General features: G+C 72.7%; 19 protein-coding genes and 1 riboswitch. Of the genes, 14 read left to right on the top strand and 5 right to left on the bottom strand.

What is annotated here, in order from left to right; genetic code table 11:
* The first annotated feature begins 323 nt into the window (after window positions 1-323).
* From ACIQR3_RS35315 to ACIQR3_RS35290, 6 genes are all read left to right on the top strand, one after another.
* Complete coding sequence (locus ACIQR3_RS35315) at window positions 324-1,352, top strand: GlxA family transcriptional regulator (protein WP_403545281.1); 1,029 nt, start codon at window positions 324-326, stop codon at window positions 1,350-1,352.
* Window positions 1,353-1,531: 179 nt separating this feature from the next.
* Entirely contained in the window at window positions 1,532-2,719 is a 1,188-nt protein-coding gene (locus ACIQR3_RS35310; RefSeq protein WP_403545279.1) for an ABC transporter substrate-binding protein, read from the top strand.
* A complete protein-coding gene (locus ACIQR3_RS35305; RefSeq protein ID WP_403545278.1) occupies window positions 2,700-3,776 on the top strand; it encodes a FecCD family ABC transporter permease in 1,077 nt (358 codons plus the stop codon). Before ACIQR3_RS35310 ends, ACIQR3_RS35305 begins: the two co-directional genes overlap by 20 nt.
* Window positions 3,773-4,597: an ABC transporter ATP-binding protein gene (locus tag ACIQR3_RS35300; RefSeq protein ID WP_403545276.1), complete on the top strand. Its 825-nt coding sequence runs from the start codon at window positions 3,773-3,775 to the stop codon at window positions 4,595-4,597. Before ACIQR3_RS35305 ends, ACIQR3_RS35300 begins: the two co-directional genes overlap by 4 nt.
* 50 nt (window positions 4,598-4,647) lie before the next feature.
* Window positions 4,648-5,277, top strand: coding sequence for a DJ-1/PfpI family protein (locus ACIQR3_RS35295; RefSeq protein WP_403545275.1), 630 nt, complete (start codon window positions 4,648-4,650; stop codon window positions 5,275-5,277).
* A 181-nt stretch (window positions 5,278-5,458) separates the two neighbouring features.
* The gene (locus ACIQR3_RS35290) at window positions 5,459-6,682 is read left to right on the top strand and encodes an MFS transporter (protein WP_403545325.1); all 1,224 of its coding nucleotides are present in this window, start codon (window positions 5,459-5,461) and stop codon (window positions 6,680-6,682) included.
* A 34-nt stretch (window positions 6,683-6,716) separates the two neighbouring features.
* Here the strand turns inward: ACIQR3_RS35290 and ACIQR3_RS35285 are convergent, their stop codons facing one another.
* The 5 genes from ACIQR3_RS35285 to ACIQR3_RS35265 are packed head-to-tail and all read right to left on the bottom strand — an operon-like array spanning window position 6,717 to window position 12,395.
* The gene (locus ACIQR3_RS35285; RefSeq protein ID WP_403545273.1) at window positions 6,717-7,502 is read right to left on the bottom strand and encodes a class I SAM-dependent methyltransferase; all 786 of its coding nucleotides are present in this window, start codon (window positions 7,500-7,502) and stop codon (window positions 6,717-6,719) included.
* Entirely contained in the window at window positions 7,499-9,094 is a 1,596-nt protein-coding gene (locus ACIQR3_RS35280) for an ABC transporter ATP-binding protein (protein WP_403545271.1), read from the bottom strand. Before ACIQR3_RS35280 ends, ACIQR3_RS35285 begins: the two co-directional genes overlap by 4 nt.
* Window positions 9,082-9,912, bottom strand: coding sequence for an ABC transporter permease subunit (locus ACIQR3_RS35275; protein WP_403545269.1), 831 nt, complete (start codon window positions 9,910-9,912; stop codon window positions 9,082-9,084). Before ACIQR3_RS35275 ends, ACIQR3_RS35280 begins: the two co-directional genes overlap by 13 nt.
* Window positions 9,909-10,853: an ABC transporter permease gene (locus tag ACIQR3_RS35270; RefSeq protein ID WP_403545267.1), complete on the bottom strand. Its 945-nt coding sequence runs from the start codon at window positions 10,851-10,853 to the stop codon at window positions 9,909-9,911. The genes ACIQR3_RS35275 and ACIQR3_RS35270 overlap by 4 nt, the downstream gene beginning before the upstream one ends.
* Before the next feature lie 6 nt (window positions 10,854-10,859).
* Window positions 10,860-12,395: an ABC transporter substrate-binding protein gene (locus ACIQR3_RS35265; protein WP_403545265.1), complete on the bottom strand. Its 1,536-nt coding sequence runs from the start codon at window positions 12,393-12,395 to the stop codon at window positions 10,860-10,862.
* Window positions 12,396-12,511: 116 nt separating this feature from the next.
* A riboswitch (cobalamin riboswitch) is annotated at window positions 12,512-12,689 on the top strand.
* A gap of 50 nt (window positions 12,690-12,739) precedes the next feature.
* On the opposite strand from ACIQR3_RS35265, the gene ACIQR3_RS35260 reads away from it, so the two are divergent.
* From ACIQR3_RS35260 to ACIQR3_RS35225, 8 genes are all read left to right on the top strand, one after another.
* Window positions 12,740-13,060 (top strand): ATP-binding cassette domain-containing protein, encoded by a 321-nt coding sequence (locus ACIQR3_RS35260; RefSeq protein ID WP_403545263.1) that lies wholly within the window; start codon window positions 12,740-12,742, stop codon window positions 13,058-13,060.
* 197 nt (window positions 13,061-13,257) lie between these two features.
* A complete protein-coding gene (locus ACIQR3_RS35255; RefSeq protein ID WP_403545261.1) occupies window positions 13,258-14,748 on the top strand; it encodes a PepSY-associated TM helix domain-containing protein in 1,491 nt (496 codons plus the stop codon).
* Window positions 14,745-15,398, top strand: coding sequence for a DUF5134 domain-containing protein (locus ACIQR3_RS35250; RefSeq protein WP_403545260.1), 654 nt, complete (start codon window positions 14,745-14,747; stop codon window positions 15,396-15,398). Before ACIQR3_RS35255 ends, ACIQR3_RS35250 begins: the two co-directional genes overlap by 4 nt.
* 43 nt (window positions 15,399-15,441) lie before the next feature.
* On the top strand, window positions 15,442-15,708 hold the full coding sequence (locus ACIQR3_RS35245) for a hypothetical protein (protein ID WP_403545258.1): 267 nt from the start codon (window positions 15,442-15,444) through the stop codon (window positions 15,706-15,708).
* Between the two features lie 53 nt (window positions 15,709-15,761).
* Window positions 15,762-18,002: a heavy metal translocating P-type ATPase gene (locus ACIQR3_RS35240; protein WP_403545323.1), complete on the top strand. Its 2,241-nt coding sequence runs from the start codon at window positions 15,762-15,764 to the stop codon at window positions 18,000-18,002.
* Window positions 17,999-18,553, top strand: coding sequence for a copper chaperone PCu(A)C (locus ACIQR3_RS35235; RefSeq protein ID WP_403545256.1), 555 nt, complete (start codon window positions 17,999-18,001; stop codon window positions 18,551-18,553). Before ACIQR3_RS35240 ends, ACIQR3_RS35235 begins: the two co-directional genes overlap by 4 nt.
* 133 nt (window positions 18,554-18,686) lie before the next feature.
* A complete protein-coding gene (locus ACIQR3_RS35230) occupies window positions 18,687-19,415 on the top strand; it encodes a hypothetical protein (RefSeq protein WP_403545254.1) in 729 nt (242 codons plus the stop codon).
* Window positions 19,416-19,648: 233 nt separating this feature from the next.
* Complete coding sequence (locus ACIQR3_RS35225) at window positions 19,649-20,251, top strand: sigma-70 family RNA polymerase sigma factor (RefSeq protein WP_403545322.1); 603 nt, start codon at window positions 19,649-19,651, stop codon at window positions 20,249-20,251.
* Window positions 20,252-20,381: the final 130 nt, after the last annotated feature.

Genomic DNA, 20,381 nt, shown 5'->3' with positions numbered 1-20,381 from the left:
CTTGGGCTCTACAGCGAGCAGCCACTCGCGAGAACGAATGGGCGAAGGCGCAGAAGCTGGTTCAGCAGCTCGCTACTGAAGGACACATGCGGATCATTGCTCTGGAGGATGACGCAACAGGGGAGCGGTGTCCTGTCGCCACTTCGGCGGCAGGGGTGTCGTCGCTCGCGGAGGCCCTCCAGTTCCAGGGGGGAGGAGGGAGAATCCTCACGTAGCGCACCTGCCGAGTACGGCTTCTGAGTGGTGGGAGCCGTGTCACCATGAGAGCACCGCGGGGATGTGTGTCTGCCCTCCCACGAGAACCGGAGCGATGCGGCGGTGTGATGGACGAGATGCGAATTGCCGGCTTGGTCGGAGTGAGAACCCAGGTCATTCTCGTCATCCTGTTCGACGGTGTGCAGCCTCTCGACGTGGCAGGGCCCGTGGACGTGTTCTCGGCGGCGGCACGTTTTGCGGGAAGCGCGAAGGTGCCGCCCTACGTCATACGCACGGCTTCGCTGGGAGGTGGGGACGTGCGATCGGCCGGGGGTCTGCGGCTGGTGCCCGACCTCGATCTGGCCCATGCTCCGGATCCCGACCTCGTGCTCGTGCCGGGCGGGCCCGGTGTGGCCGACGTCGACAGCGGACTCGTGACCTGGCTGCGTGAGCGGGCGCCCCGCGTGAGACGCGTCGTATCGGTGTGCACCGGGGCGTACCTCTTGGCGCAGGCCGGTCTGCTCGACGGCCGCCGGGCCACCACGCACTGGGAGTGCTGCGACTACCTCGCGGACCGGTTCCCCCAGGTGACGGTCGACCCGGAGCCGATCTTCGTGCGGGACGGCTCGATCTCCACGTCGGCGGGTGTGACGACCGGCGTGGACCTCGCCCTCGCCCTGGTCGAGGAGGACTTCGGTCACGAGGTGGCGTACGAGATTGCCCGGCTCCTGGTGATCTTCGTCCGTCGGCCCGGAAACCAGGCGCAGTTCAGCACACAGCTCGCGGCTCAGATGGCACGTTCCGATCCGCTCCGTGAGGTCCAGTATTGGGCTGCCGCGCATCTGGCCTCGGACCTGACGGTTCCCGCGATGGCGCGACGCGCGGGTCTGTCACCCCGTCAGTTCGCCCGTGCCTTCGCCGAGCAGGTAGGCGTCACTCCTGGCCGATACGTGGATCTGATCCGCCTGGAGGCCGCGCAGCGGATGTTGACGGATACGCGCGACGGCGTGACCGGTGTCGCACGCCGTTGCGGATACGGGTCGCCAGAAGCGATGCGTCGTGCTTTCATGCGTGAACTCGGTCTTTCGCCCACGGAATACCGTCGCAATGCCGCCGGGCGGCCGCCCCTCGAATCCGCGTCCGCTGCGTCCCGGTAGAACGGCTTTGATATACCCGTCCGTACGGGATTCAGTAACTGATCCATGATCCTCATGATGCCGGTGGAGTCTGGTTCGATCTGCCGTGTCGCACATTGATGTCCGGGCCGTGGCAGATTTGTTGGTCTGTATGACTCTCTATGGCATAGACGCCCTGGCCCGGGCGCTTCTACTCTCAATTGAGTATCTGGCCCACCTTCGTGGTCGGGCCTGTCCGGAATGGGGAAGTAGAAACACGAATGCCCTCTCTCTTGCTTGGCTCCGTGCGACCGGCCGCCAGGCGGTGTGCCGTTGTGGTGGCCGTGGTTGGGCTGACGCTGGCGGCGTCCGGCTGCGGTTCCGGCGCCTCACCGGATTTCGGTGCGGGCGCTTCGGTCGACTCGACGAAGGCTGCCGGGCCGACAAAGACCTCGTACCCGCTGACCATCGAGAACTGTGGTCGTGAGGTGACGTTCGAAAAGCCCCCCGAGCGGGTGCTCATCATGAACGGCGCGTCGGTCGGAGAGGTGCAGGCGTACGTTCTCCTCGGCCTCCAGGACCACGTTCTCGCCAACGCGCAACGGGTCACCGTATCCGACGATCCCGGTATGGTCGACGAGGTCGCGAAGCTGCCGACCGGGGGCACCACATGGAACAAGAGTTTCGACGTGCCGGCCGAGAAGGTGCTCGATCTCAAACCGGACCTCGTGGTGTCCACCTGGAGCGGCGGATTCAACGCCGCCAGTGGATTCGCCACCCGGGACCAGTTGGCGAAAGCCGGAATCAACTCCTACGTCAACCCGGTCGACTGCGCGTACGGAGCGACGAATCCGTCGGCCGCCGACCAGGCGGCTTACGACCGGCAGTCCATCGCGTCCACGTACGACTTCATCGAGGAGACGGGTGTCATCTTCGATGTGCAACACAAGGCCGCGGACGTGGTCGCCGGGCTCAAGAAACGGGTGTCGGCCGTCAGTGACCGCGTCGCGGGCGCGGACCGTCCGAAGGTACTGCTGGCCTTTCCCGGTATGGCGTCGATGAGCGCGAACAGCCTGCCCGCCGTCTTCTCCGGCGGTGTCTACGACGACATCATCGAGAAGGCGGGCGGCGAGAACTCCTTCCCGAGCGACACACCCGACCCGGACCTGACCTCCACCCTGAGCGCCGAGACGCTGGCGAGCGCCGAGGTCGACGTGCTCGTGATCGGACTGACCTACCCGTCCGAGGAAGCCAAGGCGGAACAGCTCGCCGACCAGCTGTTCAAGAAGTACCCGCAGTGGAAGGCGTCGCAGACGAGGACGTACACCTACCTCTCCGACGGGGCCTTCATCGGACCGGCGAACGTCTACGCCGTGGAGAAGATCGCCGATGCCGCGCACCCTCAGTAGCCGCGCTGCGCGGCCACGCGGCCCGCACCTGATCTCGGGCCGCGCGATGGGTCTGCTGTACGCGGCGCTCACCGTGACGCTCGTGGTGTCCGTCACCGTCGCGGTGTCGACAGGGACGGTGACCGTGCCCGCCCGGGACGTGTGGAGTGTGGTCCTGGGGCACATCACGGGCCGCACCGCCGGGCTGGACCCGCTCCAGGACCAGATCGTCTGGGATCTCCGGATGCCGCGCGTCCTTGTGTCTGCGGTCGTCGGTGCCGGTCTGAGCGTCGTCGGGGTCGGTCTTCAGGCGCTGGTCCGCAACCCGCTCGCGGACCCCTACATGCTGGGCATCACCCCCGGCGCATCCCTAGGAGCCGTCCTCGTCGTGGCGACCGGCTCGGCGGCGCTCGACGGTCTCGGCGTGACCGGCGCCGCGTTCGTGGCGGCGGTGCTCACCATGGGCGCGGTGTTCCTGATCGCCCAGCGCAGCGGCCGGCTCACCGACACCCGCCTGATCCTCGCCGGCGTCGCCGTCGGGTACCTCGCGGTCGCGGCCACGAGCTTCGTGCAGTTGCAGACGAACCCGAACCAGCTCGCGGGCATCATGTTCTGGCTCATGGGCAGCCTCGCGGGAGCCGAATGGGCCGACCTGCGCCTGCCGACGACCGCGCTGGTGCTGGGCACCCTGTGGCTACTCACTCAGGGCCGCGGTCTCAACGCGCTGATGACCGGCGACGACGCGGCGGCCGGCCTCGGCGTCGACGTGCACCGCCTGCGGCGCCGGCTGCTGGTGGTGACGTCGCTGATGACGGCGACCGTCGTCGTGGTCGCCGGCGGACTCGGCTTCGTCGGACTGGTGATCCCGCACATCGCCCGCCTCGCCGTGGGAGCCGAACACCGGCGCGTACTGCCGACGTCCATGCTGGTGGGGGCGGTCTTCCTGGTCCTCGTCGACCTCGCGAGCCGGACCGTCGCCCGGCCCGACGAACTGCCGGTCGGCATCTTCACGGCCGGTATCGGCGTCCCCGTACTGCTGTGGCTGCTGCGTCGCACCAGACGTTCGGAGGGAACATGACGCGACTCGACTTCGCCGGGGTCGGCATCGACATCGCCGCCGCCCGCATCGTCTCCGACGTGTCGTTGCACGTCGCCCCGGGCGAGATGATGGGGCTGGTCGGCCCCAACGGAAGCGGCAAGTCCACCCTCCTGCGCAGCGCGTACCGCGTGCTGAGACCCGCCGCCGGGGCGGTGTTCATCGGCGGTGAGAATGTGTGGGACCTGTCGGCGCGGGAGGCGGCACGCCGACGCGCGATCGTCACCCAGCACACCGTGCTCGGCGCCGAGTTCTCCGTCGAGGAGGTGGTCGCCATGGGCCGCACCCCGCACAAGGGGATGCTCGACCGGGACGGCGCCGAGGACCGCCGCACGGTCGAACAGGCCCTGGCGGACGTGCACATGGGGTGGGCGGCCCGGCGTTCGTTCGCCACGCTCTCCGGCGGCGAACAGCAGCGGGTCCTGCTCGCCCGCGCCCTCGCGCAGGAGGCCGGGCTGCTGATCCTCGACGAGCCGACCAACCACCTCGACGTGCGGGCCCAGTTCGAGGTACTGGACCTGCTGCGGCACCTGGGCATGACGACCCTGACCGCGCTGCACGACCTCGACCACGCGGTCTCCTACTGCGACCGGGTCGCGGTCATGGCGGAGGGCGGACTCGTGGCGGTCGGAGCACCCGAGGACGTCTTGACTCCCGAGCTCGTCCACCGGGTCTTTGGGGTCCGCGCGGTGCTCGACACCCATCCGATCACCGGCCGACCCCGCATCGCGGTCGCCTCCGCCGGCCGGCCGCCGACGAGGGCGAGGACGCGAGACCACGCAGCGGACGCGTCCGCACCATGACGGACGCACTCGTCCCCGCACCCTGTCGCCAACCACCGAAGGAGCAGCCCATGCAGGTCGCGATCGTCCTCTACCCCGGCTTCACGGCACTGGACGTCATCGGTCCCTACGAGGTCCTGGCCCGCTTGCCGCAGACCGAGGCCGTGTTCGTCGCCGAGACCCCGGGTCTCGTCCGCAACGACATGCGCAGCCTCTCGGTAGACGTCGTGGCCCGCCTGGACGACGTCCCGGACCCGGATGTCGTGCTCGTCGGCGGTGGTCCGGGGCAGGCGGACCAGATGGCCGACGGCGCCCTGCACGCGTGGCTGCGACGCGTCGACCGGACGGCCACGTGGACGACATCGGTGTGCACGGGGTCCTTGATCCTCGCGGCCGCCGGAGTCCTCACCGGCCGCAGGGCGACGAGCCACTGGGGAGCCCTGGAACAACTCACCGAGTTCGGTGTGACGCCGGTGAACGAGCGCGTCGTCATCGACGGTCACTACGCGACCGGGGCCGGCGTCTCGGCGGGCATCGACATGGCGCTGACCCTGGCCGGCCTGATCGCGGGCGACGACGTGGCCCAGGCCGTGCAACTCCTCATCGAGTACGCCCCGCAGCCGCCCTACGACTCGGGAACCAAGGACAGCGCCGGCCCCGAGGTGGTCGAGAACCTGTTCAGGCTGTTCCCGCACAGCTGACCCTTCTTGATCAACCATTGCTCCTGCGATTCCAGCGCAATAGGGTCAGCGCGTGCGCTCGTCCCCAGGCTCCCGCAGATCGCGGCCGACACCTCGGCCCCGCAGGGGGCCGTCCACCTCGGCCGGTGTTCGCACGGCCGGTGGCCCACCGGCCCGGTCCGTCCTGCGGGACGCGGCGTTCCTGCGACTGTGGACCGGAGCCACCGCGTCGGGCCTGGCCACCTGGGCGCTGCCGTTCGTGCTCGGCCTCGCGGTACTCGACGGTGCCGTCACCGCGCCCGGTCTGGGGGTGCTGCTCGCGGCACGCACGGTGGGCTTCCTCGCCGCGGTGCCCGTCGCGGGTGTCCTCGCCGACCGGTACTCCCGGCGCGGAGTCGTCCGGTGGGCGGGGCTGGCGGCGGCCATCGCGGCGCCCGCGATGGCCGCGGGACTCGGCCGGTCGCTCCCGCTGATGGCGGTGGCCGCGGTCGTTGCCGGAGCCGGGCAGGGTGCCTGCCGGCCGGCCTACCAGGCGCTGACGGCCGAGGTCGTGGCAGAGGACCGCAGACAGCAGGCGAACGCCGCCCTCACCCTCGCGGTCCGCGTCACCACCCTCACCGGGCCCTCCCTGACCGCGCTGGCCGCGCTGTACGCCGGCACGGGCGTGCTGCTGGTGGGGATCGGTCTGCTGTGGCTGCTGGCAGCGCTCGTTCCCGGCGTCGGAGCCGGTGCGGCCCGCGAGGAGGCAGCGGACGGCGAGCGCAACCGACGGCCTTCTGTGCTCGCCGAGTTCGCCGACGGGGTGCGCGAGGCACGCCGACATCCCTGGTTCCTCGCCGGACTCGGCGCGCTGACGGCTGTCATCGCCACCGGCTACTCCGCCACCGGTGTCGCGCTTCCCCTGGTCAGCCGGGACACCTACGGCGGTGAACTGGTACTCGCCGCCGCCACGACCGCGTACACCGCCGGAGCCCTCATCGGCGCCGTGCTCATCGCCCGCCGGCGCCTGCGCGCGCAGGGCTGGACCGCTCTGGCCGGCCTGGCGGCCTATGGCTTCGCCCCGCTCAGCCTCATGACCCACGTCCACCCGGCTGTGGTGATCGCCGCCTACGCCGTCGCGGGCCTCGGCATCGAACTGTTCAATGTGCCCTGGTTCACCGCCGCCCAGCGCGAGGTGGCTCCCGACAAGCTCGCCCGCGTCTCCTCGCTGGACTTCCTGCTCTCCTACGGACTGGCGCCGCTGGGCCTCGTCCTGATCGCCCCCGCCATCGACTCCCTGGGCACCGGGCCGGTCCTGGCCGGGTGCGCGCTGACGTGCTTCGCCGCGCCCGCGGTCGCCGCCCTCGCACCCGGCGCCCGCCACTTCTCCCGGCGGCGCGGCACCGAGTCGGGGTCCGCGGTACCGGAGGCGAACGCCGGCGCCTGATGGTCCTCGCCGAGGCCCGGTGCGGGACGGCGGTTCAGCGCAGGCCGGCCACCAGCGCGTCGGCCGCCGAGCACCAGATCTGCCGCGCCTCGGTGAAGCCCTGTTCGCGAAGGGTGCCGAGGTGCCACTGGACGGCGGTGGGACGGTCGGGCCTCGCGTCGGTGGGCCGGGGTTCGCGCGGGTCGCCGAGCAGGGCGAAACGGCGGGCCGCCGGTTCGGCCAGGGCGGGGTCGTCGGCGGCCCGGGACCACCAGCCGGCCCAGTCGAGGGCGCCCTCGGCGCGCTGCCGCTCCTGGCGTGCGGTGAGCAGGGCGTTCATCGCGGCGTTCAGACGCGGGGCGGACTCGTCGTCCATGTGGTCGGCGTTGAGGAACACGCCGCCCTCGCGCAGGAGCCCGGCCAGGGCGCCGTAGAGGCGGCGCAGCGGTTCGGTGTCCAGCCAGTGCAGGGCGGTGGCGGTCACGACGGCGTCGAAGGAGGTGTGGGGGAGCCGCGCGGTCCAGCCGGGGTCGGTGAGGTCGGCCTCGACGAAGGTGACGCGGTCGTCGCCGGCGAAGTGACCGCGGGCGATGGTCAGCAGGGCCGGGTCGATGTCGACGCAGACGGTACGGGCGCCGGGCAGCGCGCGCAGTACCCGGTCGGTGATGCTGCCGGTGCCGCAGGCAAGGTCGAGGACGAGCGGGGCAGGGCCGGCCACGGCCTCGACGGCGTCGGCCATCACCCGGAAGCGTTCCTCCCGGTCAGGCATGTACCACTCCTGCTGGCGGTCCCAGCTGGTCTGCCACTGCTGCCAGTCGGGGGAGGTGGGGGCGGTGGTCATGGGGCGGGGTGTTCCCTTCGGTTCAGTGGTGGGTCCGTCAAGCGCCGGCCGAGATCCTGGGAGCGCAGCAGCAGGCGGGTGGTGTCGGCGCCGGGGGAGGCGAGGACCGTATGGACCGCGCCGCTCTCCACGACGCGTCCGGTGTCGAGGACGACCAGGTCGTCGGCGAGCCGCTCGACGAGTGCGAGATCGTGGCCGATCCACAGCACGGCCGTGCCGTGCCGCTCTCGCAGCCGGGCGAGCTCGGCGGTGACCAGCGCGGTGCTGACGGCATCGAGGGCGGTGGTGATCTCGTCGCAGATCAGCACGTCGGGTTCGGCGAGCAACGCCCGGGCCAGGGCGGCGCGTTGCAGCTCGCCGCCGGACAGGGCGGCGGCGTGCCGGGTGGCGTGCTCCGGTGTCAGACCGAGGCGCTCCCACAGCTGCCGGGCCTGCCGGTCGGCGTCCGCCGGGGTGCGGCCGCGCAGCCGGACGGCGGTGCGGGCGACCTGTTCCAGGACGGTGCGGCGGTCGTCGAAGGAGTTGCGCACCTCCTGCCAGACGTACTGCACGCCCTGGATCTGCCGGGTGGACCGGTGCCGCAGGACGGGGAGTGGCTCGCTCCGGTGGGTGAGGTGTCCGCGATGGCGTTCGTGCAGTCCGGCGAGGCAGCGGGCGAGGACCGTCTTGCCGCTGCCGGAGGGGCCGACGACGGCGGTGCAGCCGCCCTCCGCGACCCGTACCGTCACCTCGTGCAGGACTTCGCCCTGGCGCCCGGGGTGCAGCCATGCCGTCAGGTTCCTCGCCTCCAGCACGGCCCCGCCCTGCCGAGCGGGCACGGCGCGAGCGGGCGGCAGGGGCGCGACGGCGGGCGCGGGCAGCACGTCGGCTGTGGGGCCGGTCGCGGTTACCCGGCCGCGCTCCAGCAGCACCGTGCGGCCGGCCACCGCGCGGACCAGGTCGTGGTCGTGGCTGAGCAGCAGCAGGGCGTATCCCTCGGCGGCCAGCCGGGTCAGTTGTCCCGCGAGGCGCAGCCGGGCCACCGTGTCGAGACCGGTGCTGGGTTCGTCGAGGACCAGGACCCGGGGCCCGCAGGCCAGGACCTGGGCGAGGACGACGCGCTGGCGCTGCCCGCCCGAGAACTGGTGCGGGAAGCGGCGCAGGACGGCCCGGTCGGCGGGCAGGCCGGCGGTACGCAGGGCGCCGGTCGCGCGGCCGGTGGCGGCGGCACGGCCACGGGTGCCGTCTGCGTCGGCGGGCCGGTGCAGACGAACGAGTTCGGTCAGGACCGAGCCGATGCGCCGGGCGGGGTTGAGGGCGTGCGCCGGGTGCTGCGGCAGGTAGGCGACGACGCGGCCCCGGACGTCGCGTGCCGCGCCCGTCGGACCCTTTACGCCCACCACCTCGACGCCCGCGACGCGTACCGTGCCGGTCAGCCGTACGCCGGGTGCGGCCTCGCCCAGCAGGGCCAGCGCGGCGCTGGTCTTGCCGCTGCCGGAGGGGCCCACCAGGGCGGTCACCTCACCCGGGGAGACGGTGAGGTCGACGCCGTCGAGCAGCCGGGCCGGGCCGGCCAGCGCGGTCAGCGCGCTGACCTCGATCACTGGTTCCACGCCGTCGCCTTCCCGTAGCTCCGTACGGAGTGCGGCAGCAGCCCGTCCGCCAGCAGGTTGGCGCCGACCACGAACATCACCAGCAGCAGCGTGGGTGCGAGCACGGCCCACGGCTGCACGAACAGCGCCTCCCGGCTCGCGGCGAGCAGCACCCCCCAGTCCGGGGAGGTCGCATCGAGGCCGAGGCCGAGGAAGTTGGCGGCGGCCACTGTGAAGACCGCGCCGCCCACCCGGGTGCCGGCGTCGGCGGCGGCCACCGGCAGCACGGCCCGTCCGACGTGGCTGAACAGGACGCGTGCCGGTGACTCCCCTTGCAGCCGCATCGCCTCGGCGACGGGACCGCTGGCCGCGTCCAGCGCCGCCGCCCGCAACAGCCGAGCCACGGCGGGCACGTTCAGAGCCGCTACTGCCAACGCCACCGCGATCGGATTTCCCTGCCAGCCGACCCCGACCACACTGATCACCAGCAACGACGGCAGCGGCAGCAGCAGTTCCACCGGCCGCATCAGCAGATCGTCGAGCCACCGGTTGCGCGAGGCGGCCGCGGCGAGTCCGAGCACGGCGCCCACGGCGACGGCCAGCGCAACGGCGGCACAGGCCACACCCAGTGCGCTGGTCCCGCCGCGCAGCACCAGCGCCAACACGTCCCGGCCCAGTCCGTCCGTGCCCAGCGGATGCCCGTCGCCGAGGGCGTAGGGCATGCCGTCGGAGGGGGTGTCGGCGTCCGTGACGAACGGGCCGGCGACGGCCGCGGTGACCGGCACCGCCAGGAGCAGTGCTCCGCCCGTCGTGCGCCGGGTGCGTCCGCCGGCGTTCATCGCAGTACCTCCGTACGGGGAGCCAGCCGGTGGCTGACGAGGTCCGCCGCCAGGTTGAGCAGGCAGGCCACGGCGGCCAGGGCCAGGGTGAGCGCCTGCACGGTGGGAACGTCGCGGTTCTGCACCGCCTCGACCAGCGCGGTGGCGGTGCCGGGGACGGCGAAGACGGCCTCGACGACGAGGACACCGCCCAGCAACTGGTCGCCGGTGCGGGCGAGTTCCTGCACGCCGGGCACGGCCGCGTTCGGCAGGACGTGCCGCAGCACCAGCCGGACGGGCGGCACGCCGAGCCGACGGGCCTGCACCGTGTAACCGGCGTGCAGCGCGGTCAGCGTCCCGGCGCGGATCTGCCGGGACAGCAGGCACACGGTGCGGGCCAGCAGCACCGCCACCGGCAGCACGAACAACTCCGGTCGCTGCCACCACACGTCGTCCGCGCCCACCCACGTCGACGGCAGCCAGCCCAGGCGCAGCGCGAAGACGCCGACCAGCAGCAGGGCGAGAACGAAGTCGGGTACGGAGGTGAGGGCAAGGGTCGCGGCGGAGACGAGACGGTCGGTGCGACTGCCCGCGCGCAGCCCGGTGAGCAGCCCGACGGCGACGGCGAGCGGCACCAGCAGCACGATCGTCACGGCGGCCAGTGCGGCCGTCACCGGCACCGAGGACGACAGGACTTCGCTGACCGGGCCGCCGCCGACCAGCGAGGTCCCCAGGTCCCCGGTGACCAGGCCGTGCGCCCAGTCGGCGAACCGCTCGGCGAGCGGCCGGTCGAGACCCATCTGCTCCCGGAGCCGGGCGACCTGCTCCAGTCCCGCCTGCTCGTTGAAGTCGACGGTGGCGGCGTCGCCCGGCAGCAGCTCGGTCAGCAGGAAGACGATGACGCTGAGCGCGGCGAGCTGCACGAGCGTCCACCCGGACCGCCGCAGGGCGTAGCGCAGCACCCGTACTCAGTCCAGCCATACCGTGTCGAACCTGGCCCAGTCCACGGTGTTGGGTGGGGCCTCCTTCACCCCCTGGACGCTGCGGGAGACGGCGTTCAGCCACTCGGGATGCCCCCACAGCACCAGCCCGCCCCGGTCGCGCAGGGTCGTCTGCACCGACCGGTACCGCGCGGTGCGCCGCTCGTCGTCCACCACGGCCCGCGCGGCGGTGAAGGCGTCGTCGAAGTCTCCGTGCTTCCAGGCGCTCTGGTTCTGCGGGGCGTCGGTGAGCAGCCGTTCGCTGATGTAGGTGGGGATCGTCATGGCGCCGCAGCGGTGGTTGGTGACGGTGCCCTTGGTCAGCGCGTCCGTGAAGTACGACTCCGGCGGCCCGTTGACGACCTCCACCTTCAGGCCCGCTTCCCCGGCCTGCTCGGTGAACAGATGGGCGGCCTGCGTGAAACCGTCGGCGGCGGTGGAGGTGTAGAAGGTGACCTTCTTGTTGTACAGGCCGGTGCGCTTGAGCAGTGTCCGGGCCCGGGCCACGTCCCGCTCGCGCTGCTCCAGGCCGTCCGGGTAGTACGTGTAGCCCTTGCCGTACAGGTCGTTGCCGATCTCCGCGCGGCCCGAGCACACCACCTCCACCAGCCGCTCCCGGTCCACGAACAGCTTGACCGCCAGCGCCGCGTCCGGGTCGTCGAACGGCGCCCGGTCCGTCTTCAGCGCGAACCCCTGCACCCCGCTGCGCTCGGTGGCCACCACCCGCACCCGGCTGTCACGGGCGACGGTACGGGCGAAGGTGGGCGTCATCTCGTGCGCGAAGTGCACCTCGCCGCTGCGCACGGCGGCGGCGCGGGCCTCGCTCTCCGCCGAGAGGATGCGTATCTCGTCCAGGTGCGGGACGCCGTTCCAGTGGTCGTCGAAACGGCGGCCGGTGAAGCTGCGTCCGGCGGTGAAGGAGACGAACCGGAACGGGCCGGTGCCGACCGGCTTCGTCGGATCGTCCCAGCCGTCCCGGACGATGGGTGTCCCGGTCATTGCGAGCTGGCTGGGCAGTTCGGCGTTGGGCCGGTCCAGGGTGATCTCCACGCCCCGCTTGCCCACCTTGCGGCAGTTGGCCAGGTCGATGTGGGACAGCGAGTTCTTGGCCAGGTGGTCGGCGGCGTCCGGGTCGAGGATGCGGGACAGGCTGTACAGCACGTCGTCCGCGGTGAGGGGGTGGCCGTCGTGGAAAGTGGCCTGGCGCAGCTCGAAGCGCCACACCCGGGCCTCGTCGTCGCTGGACCAGGAACGGGCCAGTCTCGGGACGGGCCGCAGGGTGGAGTCCAGCTCGACGAGCTTGTCGAAGACGGCCTTGTGCCGCGCGATGTCCACGAACTGCCGCTGCGCGTGCGGGTCCATGGTCTCCTTCACACCCGCGCCGGGGAAGGCCGCGCTCAGTGTCCCGCCCTTCTTCGGCGACGAGGAACCGGAACCGGTGGCCGAGCAGCCGGGAAGCAGCAGTCCGGCGCCTGTCGCGACCGCCGCGGCGAGCACGCTGCGGCGGGTGGGGGGGACCGGCATGAGGGCGCACCTTCCTGCTTGTTGCTCCTTGACCACGGCACACGCATCCAATCCGTAATTGCAAAAGGCATGCAATAGGGGGTGGTGTGGAACTGATCACTTCCGCCCGTCACCCCGTCCTGCATAGTGCGCGGCGTACACGCGAGTGACGAGAACCAGGAAGCCGGTGCTAGTCCGGCGCGGTCCCGCCACTGTGACCGGGGAGCGAACCCCACACGCCACGGCCGCCCGGTCGGAAGGCGGTGCGAGCGGTGATCCGGCAGCCAGGAGACTGGCCCGTCGCTTTCACCGGCCGTCCGGGGCGTGGACTCCCCAGGCCCGCGGACCGGGCGCACGGCGAGGTGGTGTCGCTCGCCGCCCGCCTCGGCCTGGACCCGGCCGGCCTGGCCCGCCCTCCCGCCACCCTGTCCGGCGGCCAGCTCCAGCGCGCCGCGCTCATCCGCGCGGTGACGGCCCGGCCCGCCCTCCTCATCTGTGACGAGGTGACCTCCGCTCTCGATCCGACCGCCGCGCGGGCAGCGGTCCGCCTGCTGGCGCAGGAGAGCGCCGAGCACGGCATGGCCGTCCTCCTCGGCACGCACGACAGCGCGCTCTTCGCGGCGGTCGCCCAGCGCCGGCTGCGGGTGACCGACGGACGGGTCGAGGAGAGCGACGCGACCGGCTGAGGTGGCGGACCGCTGTACGCGGGGCGTGGCACGGACGCCCGATGAGCGTTCGGCGTGCCTCGCCGGAGCAGATCGGACCCGCCTGACCTCTGTGATGCCCGTCACAACAGGGTGAGGGAACTTCCGCTTTTCCGTGCCCGACTACTGCACCAGACGATCGACGGCGGCAGTGGCCGTGTCCGGCAGAGAGGACCGTCATGACGGAGAGCCGTGCGGCGCGGGAGGCGACGGGCGCGACCACCGCGGAACCGCCGTCCGACGCGTCGGAGGCGGACGGTGCGCACGTCCGGGCCGGCGGGACGACGGCGGCCACCGCGACCACGGGCGGTCCCCGCATGTCGTGGAACGCTGCGCGGCCGCTGCTGCTGCGACTCCACTTCTACGCCGGTGTCGTCATCGGGCCGTTCCTGCTCGTCGCGGCGGTCACCGGTCTGCTGTACACGGCGACACCGCAGATCGAGGCGGTGGTCTACCGGCACGAGCTGCACGTGACTCCGGACGGCGACCCCGAGGCGCTGTCGGCGCAGGTGGCCGCCGCGCGTGCGGCGGTCCCCGACGGGACGCTGGTGTCGGTGACACCGGCGCCCGGCCGTACCGACAGCACCCGGGTCGTCTTCGAGAAGCCGGGTCTGCCGGACAACTGCACGCAGACCGCGTTCGTCGATCCGTACACGAGTGAAGTCCTCGGTCAGGAACGCACCTTCGCCGGCTGGTGGATGCCCGTGCGGGCCTGGGTGGACGGACTCCACCGGCACCTGAACCTCGGTGAGCCCGGCCGTGTCTACAGTGAGATCGCGGCCAGTTGGCTGTGGGTGGAGATCCTCGGTGGCCTCGCCCTGTGGCTGACCACTCCCCGTGCCCGCGACCGGGTCCGGCGGGTCCTCGTCCCCCAGGGCGGTCCGAAGGGACGCAAGCGCACCATGTCCTGGCACGCCGCGGTCGGCGTGTGGGCCTCGGCCGGTCTGCTCGGGCTGTCCGTCACGGGCATGACCTGGTCCGTGCACGCCGGGGCGAGCATCGGCGAGATCCAGTCGGCACTCGCCGGTCCCAGCCCGGCCCTCACCACCACCCTGCCCGGCACCACCGGCGGGAAGGATCCCGGCCCGGGGGCGGGAGCCGCGCACGACGTGGGCATCGACGCGGTCGTGGCGGCAGCGCGGGAGGCCGGACTGCGCGGCGTGCTGGACGTGTCGCCGCCGACGGAGGATCAGGCCACGTACGTCGTCAAGGAGAACACCCGCAGCTGGCCGGAACGCCATGACACGGTGGCCGTCGACCCGGCCACCGGCGACATCACGGACCGTACCTACTGGGCGGACTACCCGCTCCTGGCCAAGATGACGAGCTGGGGCATCGACGCCCACATGGGCCTCCTGTTCGGCCTGGCCAACCAGATCGTCCTCGCGCTGCTCGCGCTCGCCCTGATCGGCATGATCCTGTGGGGCTACCGGATGTGGTGGCTGCGCAGGCCCACCCGCACCGACGGCTTCGCCCTCGGCCGGGCACCGGCACGCGGGGCCTGGCGGCGACTGCCGGGCTGGTTCCTGGCGCCCGCCGTCCTGGTGACCGCGGTGATCGGCTACTGCATACCCTTGTTCGGCCTGCCCCTGCTGTGTTTCATCGCCGTCGACGTGGTCCTCGGCGCCCGGCAGCGGCGCCGCGCCGGCCGGACGGAGGCGGCGGCATGATCAACGCGACCGGTCTCAGGTGGATCCTCACCGCCCTGTTCGTCCTCCCCGCCCTCCACGCGCTCTGGCTGGCGGCGAGGCCCGGCCGTACGCTCCCCAACCGGGTGGGTCACCTGCTGCACGCCGTCATGGGCGGCGCGATGGCCGCGATGGCCTGGCCCTGGGGCATGGACCTGCCCACCGACCCGCAGGTCGTCCTCTTCTCGGTGGCGGCGGTGTGGTTCGCTGCCACCGCGACGTTGCGCTCCCCGGCGACGGACTCACTGCGGACCCGGCTCCTCGCCGCGGTCCCGCACGTCGTCATGATGCTGGCCATGGCGTGGATGGCCGCCGTGATGGACGGGTCCGCGATGGGCTCCGGCGGCTCGGGGGGCGGGCACCACGACATGGAGGGGATGGACATGTCCGCCACGGGTGCGATCAGCGTGATGTCGCTGACCGGCGCGGGGCAGCAGTGGACCGCCGCCCTCCTGGCCGTCGTCCTCACCGCGCTCGGACTGCTGTGGCTGTCCCAGGCGTTCGACCGGGGACGCGTGGTCACCGCGCCGGGGCGGGGTGCCGCCGTACCCGTCCGTGCCGAGGCGGCCGAACCGGCCTGTCACGGTGCGATGGCCGTGGGCATGGCGGTGATGTTCGTCCTCCTTCTGTGACGCCCTGCTGCTTTCACGCCCGAACGATCAGGAAAGGCCGACCATGTCCGATGTCCCGCTGTCCCCCCGCCCTGCCGGCGTGACCGCCCGCAGATTCCTCCCCCCTCCCGCGCTCTGCGGCTTCCTGCTGCTGCTCGCGCTGGTGTTCTCGGTGTCCTACGCCATCGGCTCGGCGGCCGGTCCCGTGGCACCCGGCATGCACGGCACCGGCGGGTCCGGCGGAGGAGGAGACGGCGGCGGTGACGGTACGTCCAGCACGGGCGGAGGCATGGAGGACATGCCCGGCATGGGTCACGGGAGCGGCGAGTGAGGGCGGGCGAACCGACGGCGAGTCTCGTCGTCACGGACCTCACCGTGGGCGGCATGACCTGCGCGGCCTGTGTGCGGCGGGTGGAGAAGAAACTCGCCAAGCTGGAGGGCGTCACGGCCACGGTCAACCTGGCCACCGGGCTGGCCCGGGTCAGTCATCCGGCCGGCGTCGCGCCCGGTGACCTCGTCACCGCGGTCGAGCAGGCCGGATACCAGGCCGCGCTGCCCGCGCCGCCCGAGGACGACGCGGCGGCCGGGGAGCCGGACCGGGGTGACGCCGAGGCCCGCCGGGAGCGGGAACGGCTGCTGGTCACCGCGCTGTTGGCGGTGCCCGTGCTGGCGCTGTCGATGGCCCCGGCCCTGCAGTTTCGCAACTGGCAGTGGCTCTGTTTCGTGCTGGCCGCCCCGGTCGCGGTGTGGAGTGCCTGGCCGTTTCACCTGCGGGCGCTGCGCGGACTGCGGCACTCCACGGCCACCATGGACACCCTGGTCTCGCTCGGGGTGCTGGCCTCCTTCTCCTGGTCGGTGTACGCGCTGTTCCTCGGCGGGGCGGGCGAGCCGGGGATGCGGATGTCGTTCAGTCTGGTGCCGTCCGCCTCCGAGGGCATGGCCCACCTGTATCTCGAAGCGGCCGTGAGTGTCCCGCTGTTCGTGCTGACCGGGCGGTTCCTGGAGGCGCGGGCCAAGCGGGGCACCGGGGCGGCGCTGCGCTCCCTGGCGGAGCTGGCCGCCAAGGAGGTGTCGGTACGGGACGAGCACGGTGAGCGGTCGATTCCCATCGAGCGGTTGCGGGTGGGCCAGGTCTTCGTGGTGCGGCCCGGTGAGCGGGTCGCCACCGACGGGCGGGTCGCGGAGGGACGTTCCGCCGTGGACCTGTCCTTGGTGACCGGTGAGAGCGAGCCCATGGAGGTGTCCGCAGGCTCGGCCTTGGTCGGTGGCGCCGTCAACGCCGGCGGGCTGCTGCTCGTCGAGGCCACGGCGGTCGGCGCCGACACCCAGCTGGCCCGGATCACCCGCCTTGTCACCGAGGCGCAGGCCGGCAAGGCTCGGGCGCAGCGGCTGGCCGACACGGTCGCCGGGGTGTTCGTACCCGTCGTGCTGGCGATCGCGGTGACCGTGCTCGGCTTCTGGCTGGGGGCCGGCGCCGACCCGCAGGCGGCCCTCACGGCGTGCGTCGCCGTGCTGGTCGTGGCCTGCCCCTGCGCCCTGGGCCTGGCGACGCCGACCGCCCTGATGGCCGCCACCGGGCGCGGGGCCCAACTGGGCGTGCTGGTGCGTGGACCGCAGACCCTGGAGGCGCTCCAGCACGTGGACACCGTCGTCCTGGACAAGACCGGCACCCTGACCACCGGCCACATGACGGTGGCCAAGGTGACCGCGCTGCCGGGCACGCTCGGGCCGGACGAGACGGTACGGCTGGCGGCGGCCGTCGAGCAGGGCTCCGAGCACCCGATCGGCCGGGCGGTCACCGCATACGCGCGCCGCACCGAGACCGTCGGACCGCTCCCCGAGGTCACGGACTTCACCGCGACGCCGGGCCATGGGGTCAGCGGCCGGGCCGACGGCCACACGGTCGACGTGGGCGCACCCGACGGCAGGCTGCCGCGCGCGCTGGTCAAGGCGCTCACCGAGGCGGAGGACGCCGGGCACACACCGGTCCTGGTGACGGTCGACGGCCGGCCCAAGGCGCTGATCGCCGTCGGTGACCTGCTGCGTCCCGGCAGCTACCGGGCCGTGGAGCGGCTGCGCAGACTCGGCATCCGCCCCGTGCTCGCCACCGGCGACCGCAAGGCGCCCGCCGACGCCGTCGCCGCCGCGCTGAAGATCGACGAGGTGCACGCCCGGTGCACGCCGGAGGGCAAAGCCGCCCTCGTCCGGGAGTTGCGTGAGGAGGGCGCGCGGGTCGCCGTGGTCGGCGACGGGGTCAATGACGCCGCCGCGCTGGCCGCCGCCGACCTGGGCATCGCCATGGGCAGCGGCACCGACGTGGCCATCGGCGCGGCCGACCTGACCCTGGCCCGCGGGGACATCGAGGCGCTCGTCGACGCGGTCCGTCTCGCCCGGCGCACCCTGGGCACCATCCGGGCCAACCTGGTCTGGGCGTTCGGCTACAACGCCGTCACCGTGCCGCTCGCCATGGTCGGCCTGCTCGACCCCATGGTCGCCGCCGCGGCGATGTCGATGAGTTCGGTGCTGGTGGTGGCCAACAGCCTGCGGCTGCGCGGCTGGGAGCCCGCTCCGGCCCGCGGCCGGAACCACCACGGCCCGCGCGGCGCGAAGGGCGGCGTGCGATGAGGCGGATCACGGACCGCGTGTCCGCGCTCATATCCGCACTCAGGCATCCCGACCGGCGGCGGCTGCGGGACGGGGCGCTCGCCGCACTGGTACCCGTCGCGGTCTGCAGTGTGACGCTGGCCGGTCTGACCACCTGGGTCGGCACCGGCCGGGCCGGCAGTCCGGCACGCGTCGACGTCACCCACGGCCTTGTCCTCCTGCCGTCCGCAGGAGTCCAGCAGACCGCGGCGTTCTTCGACATCGCCAACGAGGGCGGCTCGCCCGACACCCTGGTCCGGGTCACGGCGCGGGGCATCACCGGCGAGGTGACGCTCTCCCAGCACCGTATGCGGCAGGGGAACGCGGCCTACCGGTCCGAGATCGACTCCGTCTCCGTCGCGGCAGGGGACACCCTGGCCATGTCGCCGCACGGCGTGGACCTGACGGTACTCGCGCCTTCACCGCCGTGGCAGGTGGGCGAACTCGTCACGTTCACCCTGGAGTTCCGGCGCGGCGGCCCGGTCGAGGCGCGGGCCGTGGTCGTGCGACCCGGCGCGGTGTCCTTCGAGTAGTCGTTCCCCGCGCACGATGAGTTCCCGAGCGATGGAAGTGACGTGCGTCACCTCATCATGGGCGAGTCGGAGGACGGGGCCCGTACGTACCCCTTGCCGACGATTGAACGCCGGGTGCGAGGATGAGCGGGCTATGACTGTCCGAGGGTGGTGCCGCGCGGCGCGGGCGGGCGTGTTCGCCGCCGTCTGCGTGCTGCTCGCCGCCCTCGCGCACGCGACCATGTCGGGGGACTCCGTCCCCTGGTGGGCCATGGCAGCCGGAGCGGCCGCGACCGGCGTGGCGGGCTGGCTGCTCGCCGGCCGGGAGCGCGGGCGCCCGCTGATCGTCGCCGTCGTGACCGCCGTGCAGCTCGTGCTGCACGAGACCTTCGCCCATGCGCAGACACTCGCGTCCGCACCTGTGCCCCACCCGGCGGCCTCGACGAGCACGGGTTCCATGGACACGCACGCCATGCACTCCATGCACATGGGCTCGATGGAGATGCACTCCGTGGCGACGGGCTCCATGGGCGGGATGGACATGGGCGCCGGTGCGCATGCGGGCCACGGCATGGCCGGACTCGACCATATGCACGGCATGAGCGGTGCCGCCTCGCTCGGCATGCTCGCCGCGCACCTGCTGGCCGCGGTCCTGTGCGGGCTGTGGCTGGCCCACGGCGAACGGGCCGTCTTCCGGGTCCTGCGGGCGGCGGCGGCCTGGCTGGCGGCGCCCCTGCGGCTGTTGCTGGCCCTGCCCACCCCCGTGGGCCGTCCGTCCGTACGCGGGCGCCGTACCGCCGTCGTCGACGCCCCGGTGCGCCAACTCCTCCTGTGCTGTTCCCTCACCTTCCGCGGGCCGCCCGCGGGTGCCGCTGTCGTCTGAGACAGCCGGATCCACCCGGAGCCACCTCGCCTCTCGTCCCGCGCCGCCCTCGCGCGCGCAGGCCGGTCGGCGGCCTCCTCGTCTCGCCGTGTGCCTGCGCCACCGCGAGCGGCCGGTCCTCATCAGGGGCTCCGGGCATCGCCGTACCTCTCGCGTACGGACGCACCCATGTGCCGGTGAGCCGTGCCCCGTGCGGGGCCGGACACCGGAAGACCCGAGAAGGACATCACGTGATGATCCCTGCCCTGCCCGCCACACGGCCGGGCCGTGCCGTCGCGGACGCGTCGGCGACCGCCTGGGCGCTGGCCGCCCGCGGCGGCGATCCCGACGCCGCCGACCACTTCGTCCGCGCCCTCCACGGCGACGTGCTGCGTTACGTCACCTACCTCAGCGGCGACCCCCAGGCCGCCCACGACCTCGCCCAGGACACCTTCGCGCGGGCGTTCGGCAGCCTGCGCCACTTCGAAGGCCGGGCCTCCGCCCGTACCTGGCTGCTGTCGATCGCCCGCCGTGCGGTCGCGGACAGCCTGCGCCGCGCCGCGGTCCGCCCCCGGATCACGGACGCCGTCGACTGGCGGACGGCACAGGAGCGCACCCAGCCGCCCGGCCTGCCGGGCTTCGACGAAGGAGTCGCCCTGCACGGCCTCCTGGAGCACCTGCCCGACGAACGCCGGGAGGCGTTCCTGCTGACGCAGGTGGTCGGGCTGTCGTACGAGGAGGCGGCGGGTTTCGTCGGCTGCCCCATCGGCACGGTCCGCTCCCGGGTGTCCCGTGCCCGCGCCACCCTCGAACGACTGGTGCGGGAGGCCGAGACGCCCAGCGTCCTCGCGGCCTGACCGGCTGCGCACCACCTCGGCGGCACGGCTCCGGGAACGGGCCGTGCCGCCGGGCACACTCCCAAGAGAACAGCCCGCCCTCAGGTCGTCGTGAACGGCCGGCAACTGGTTCCGGCCGGCCCCGGGGCAG

This window comes from Streptomyces sp. NPDC090994, from assembly GCF_044768905.1.
Classification (GTDB): Bacteria; Actinomycetota; Actinomycetes; order Streptomycetales; family Streptomycetaceae; genus Streptomyces.
This window is presented reverse-complemented; position numbering and strand designations above follow the sequence as displayed.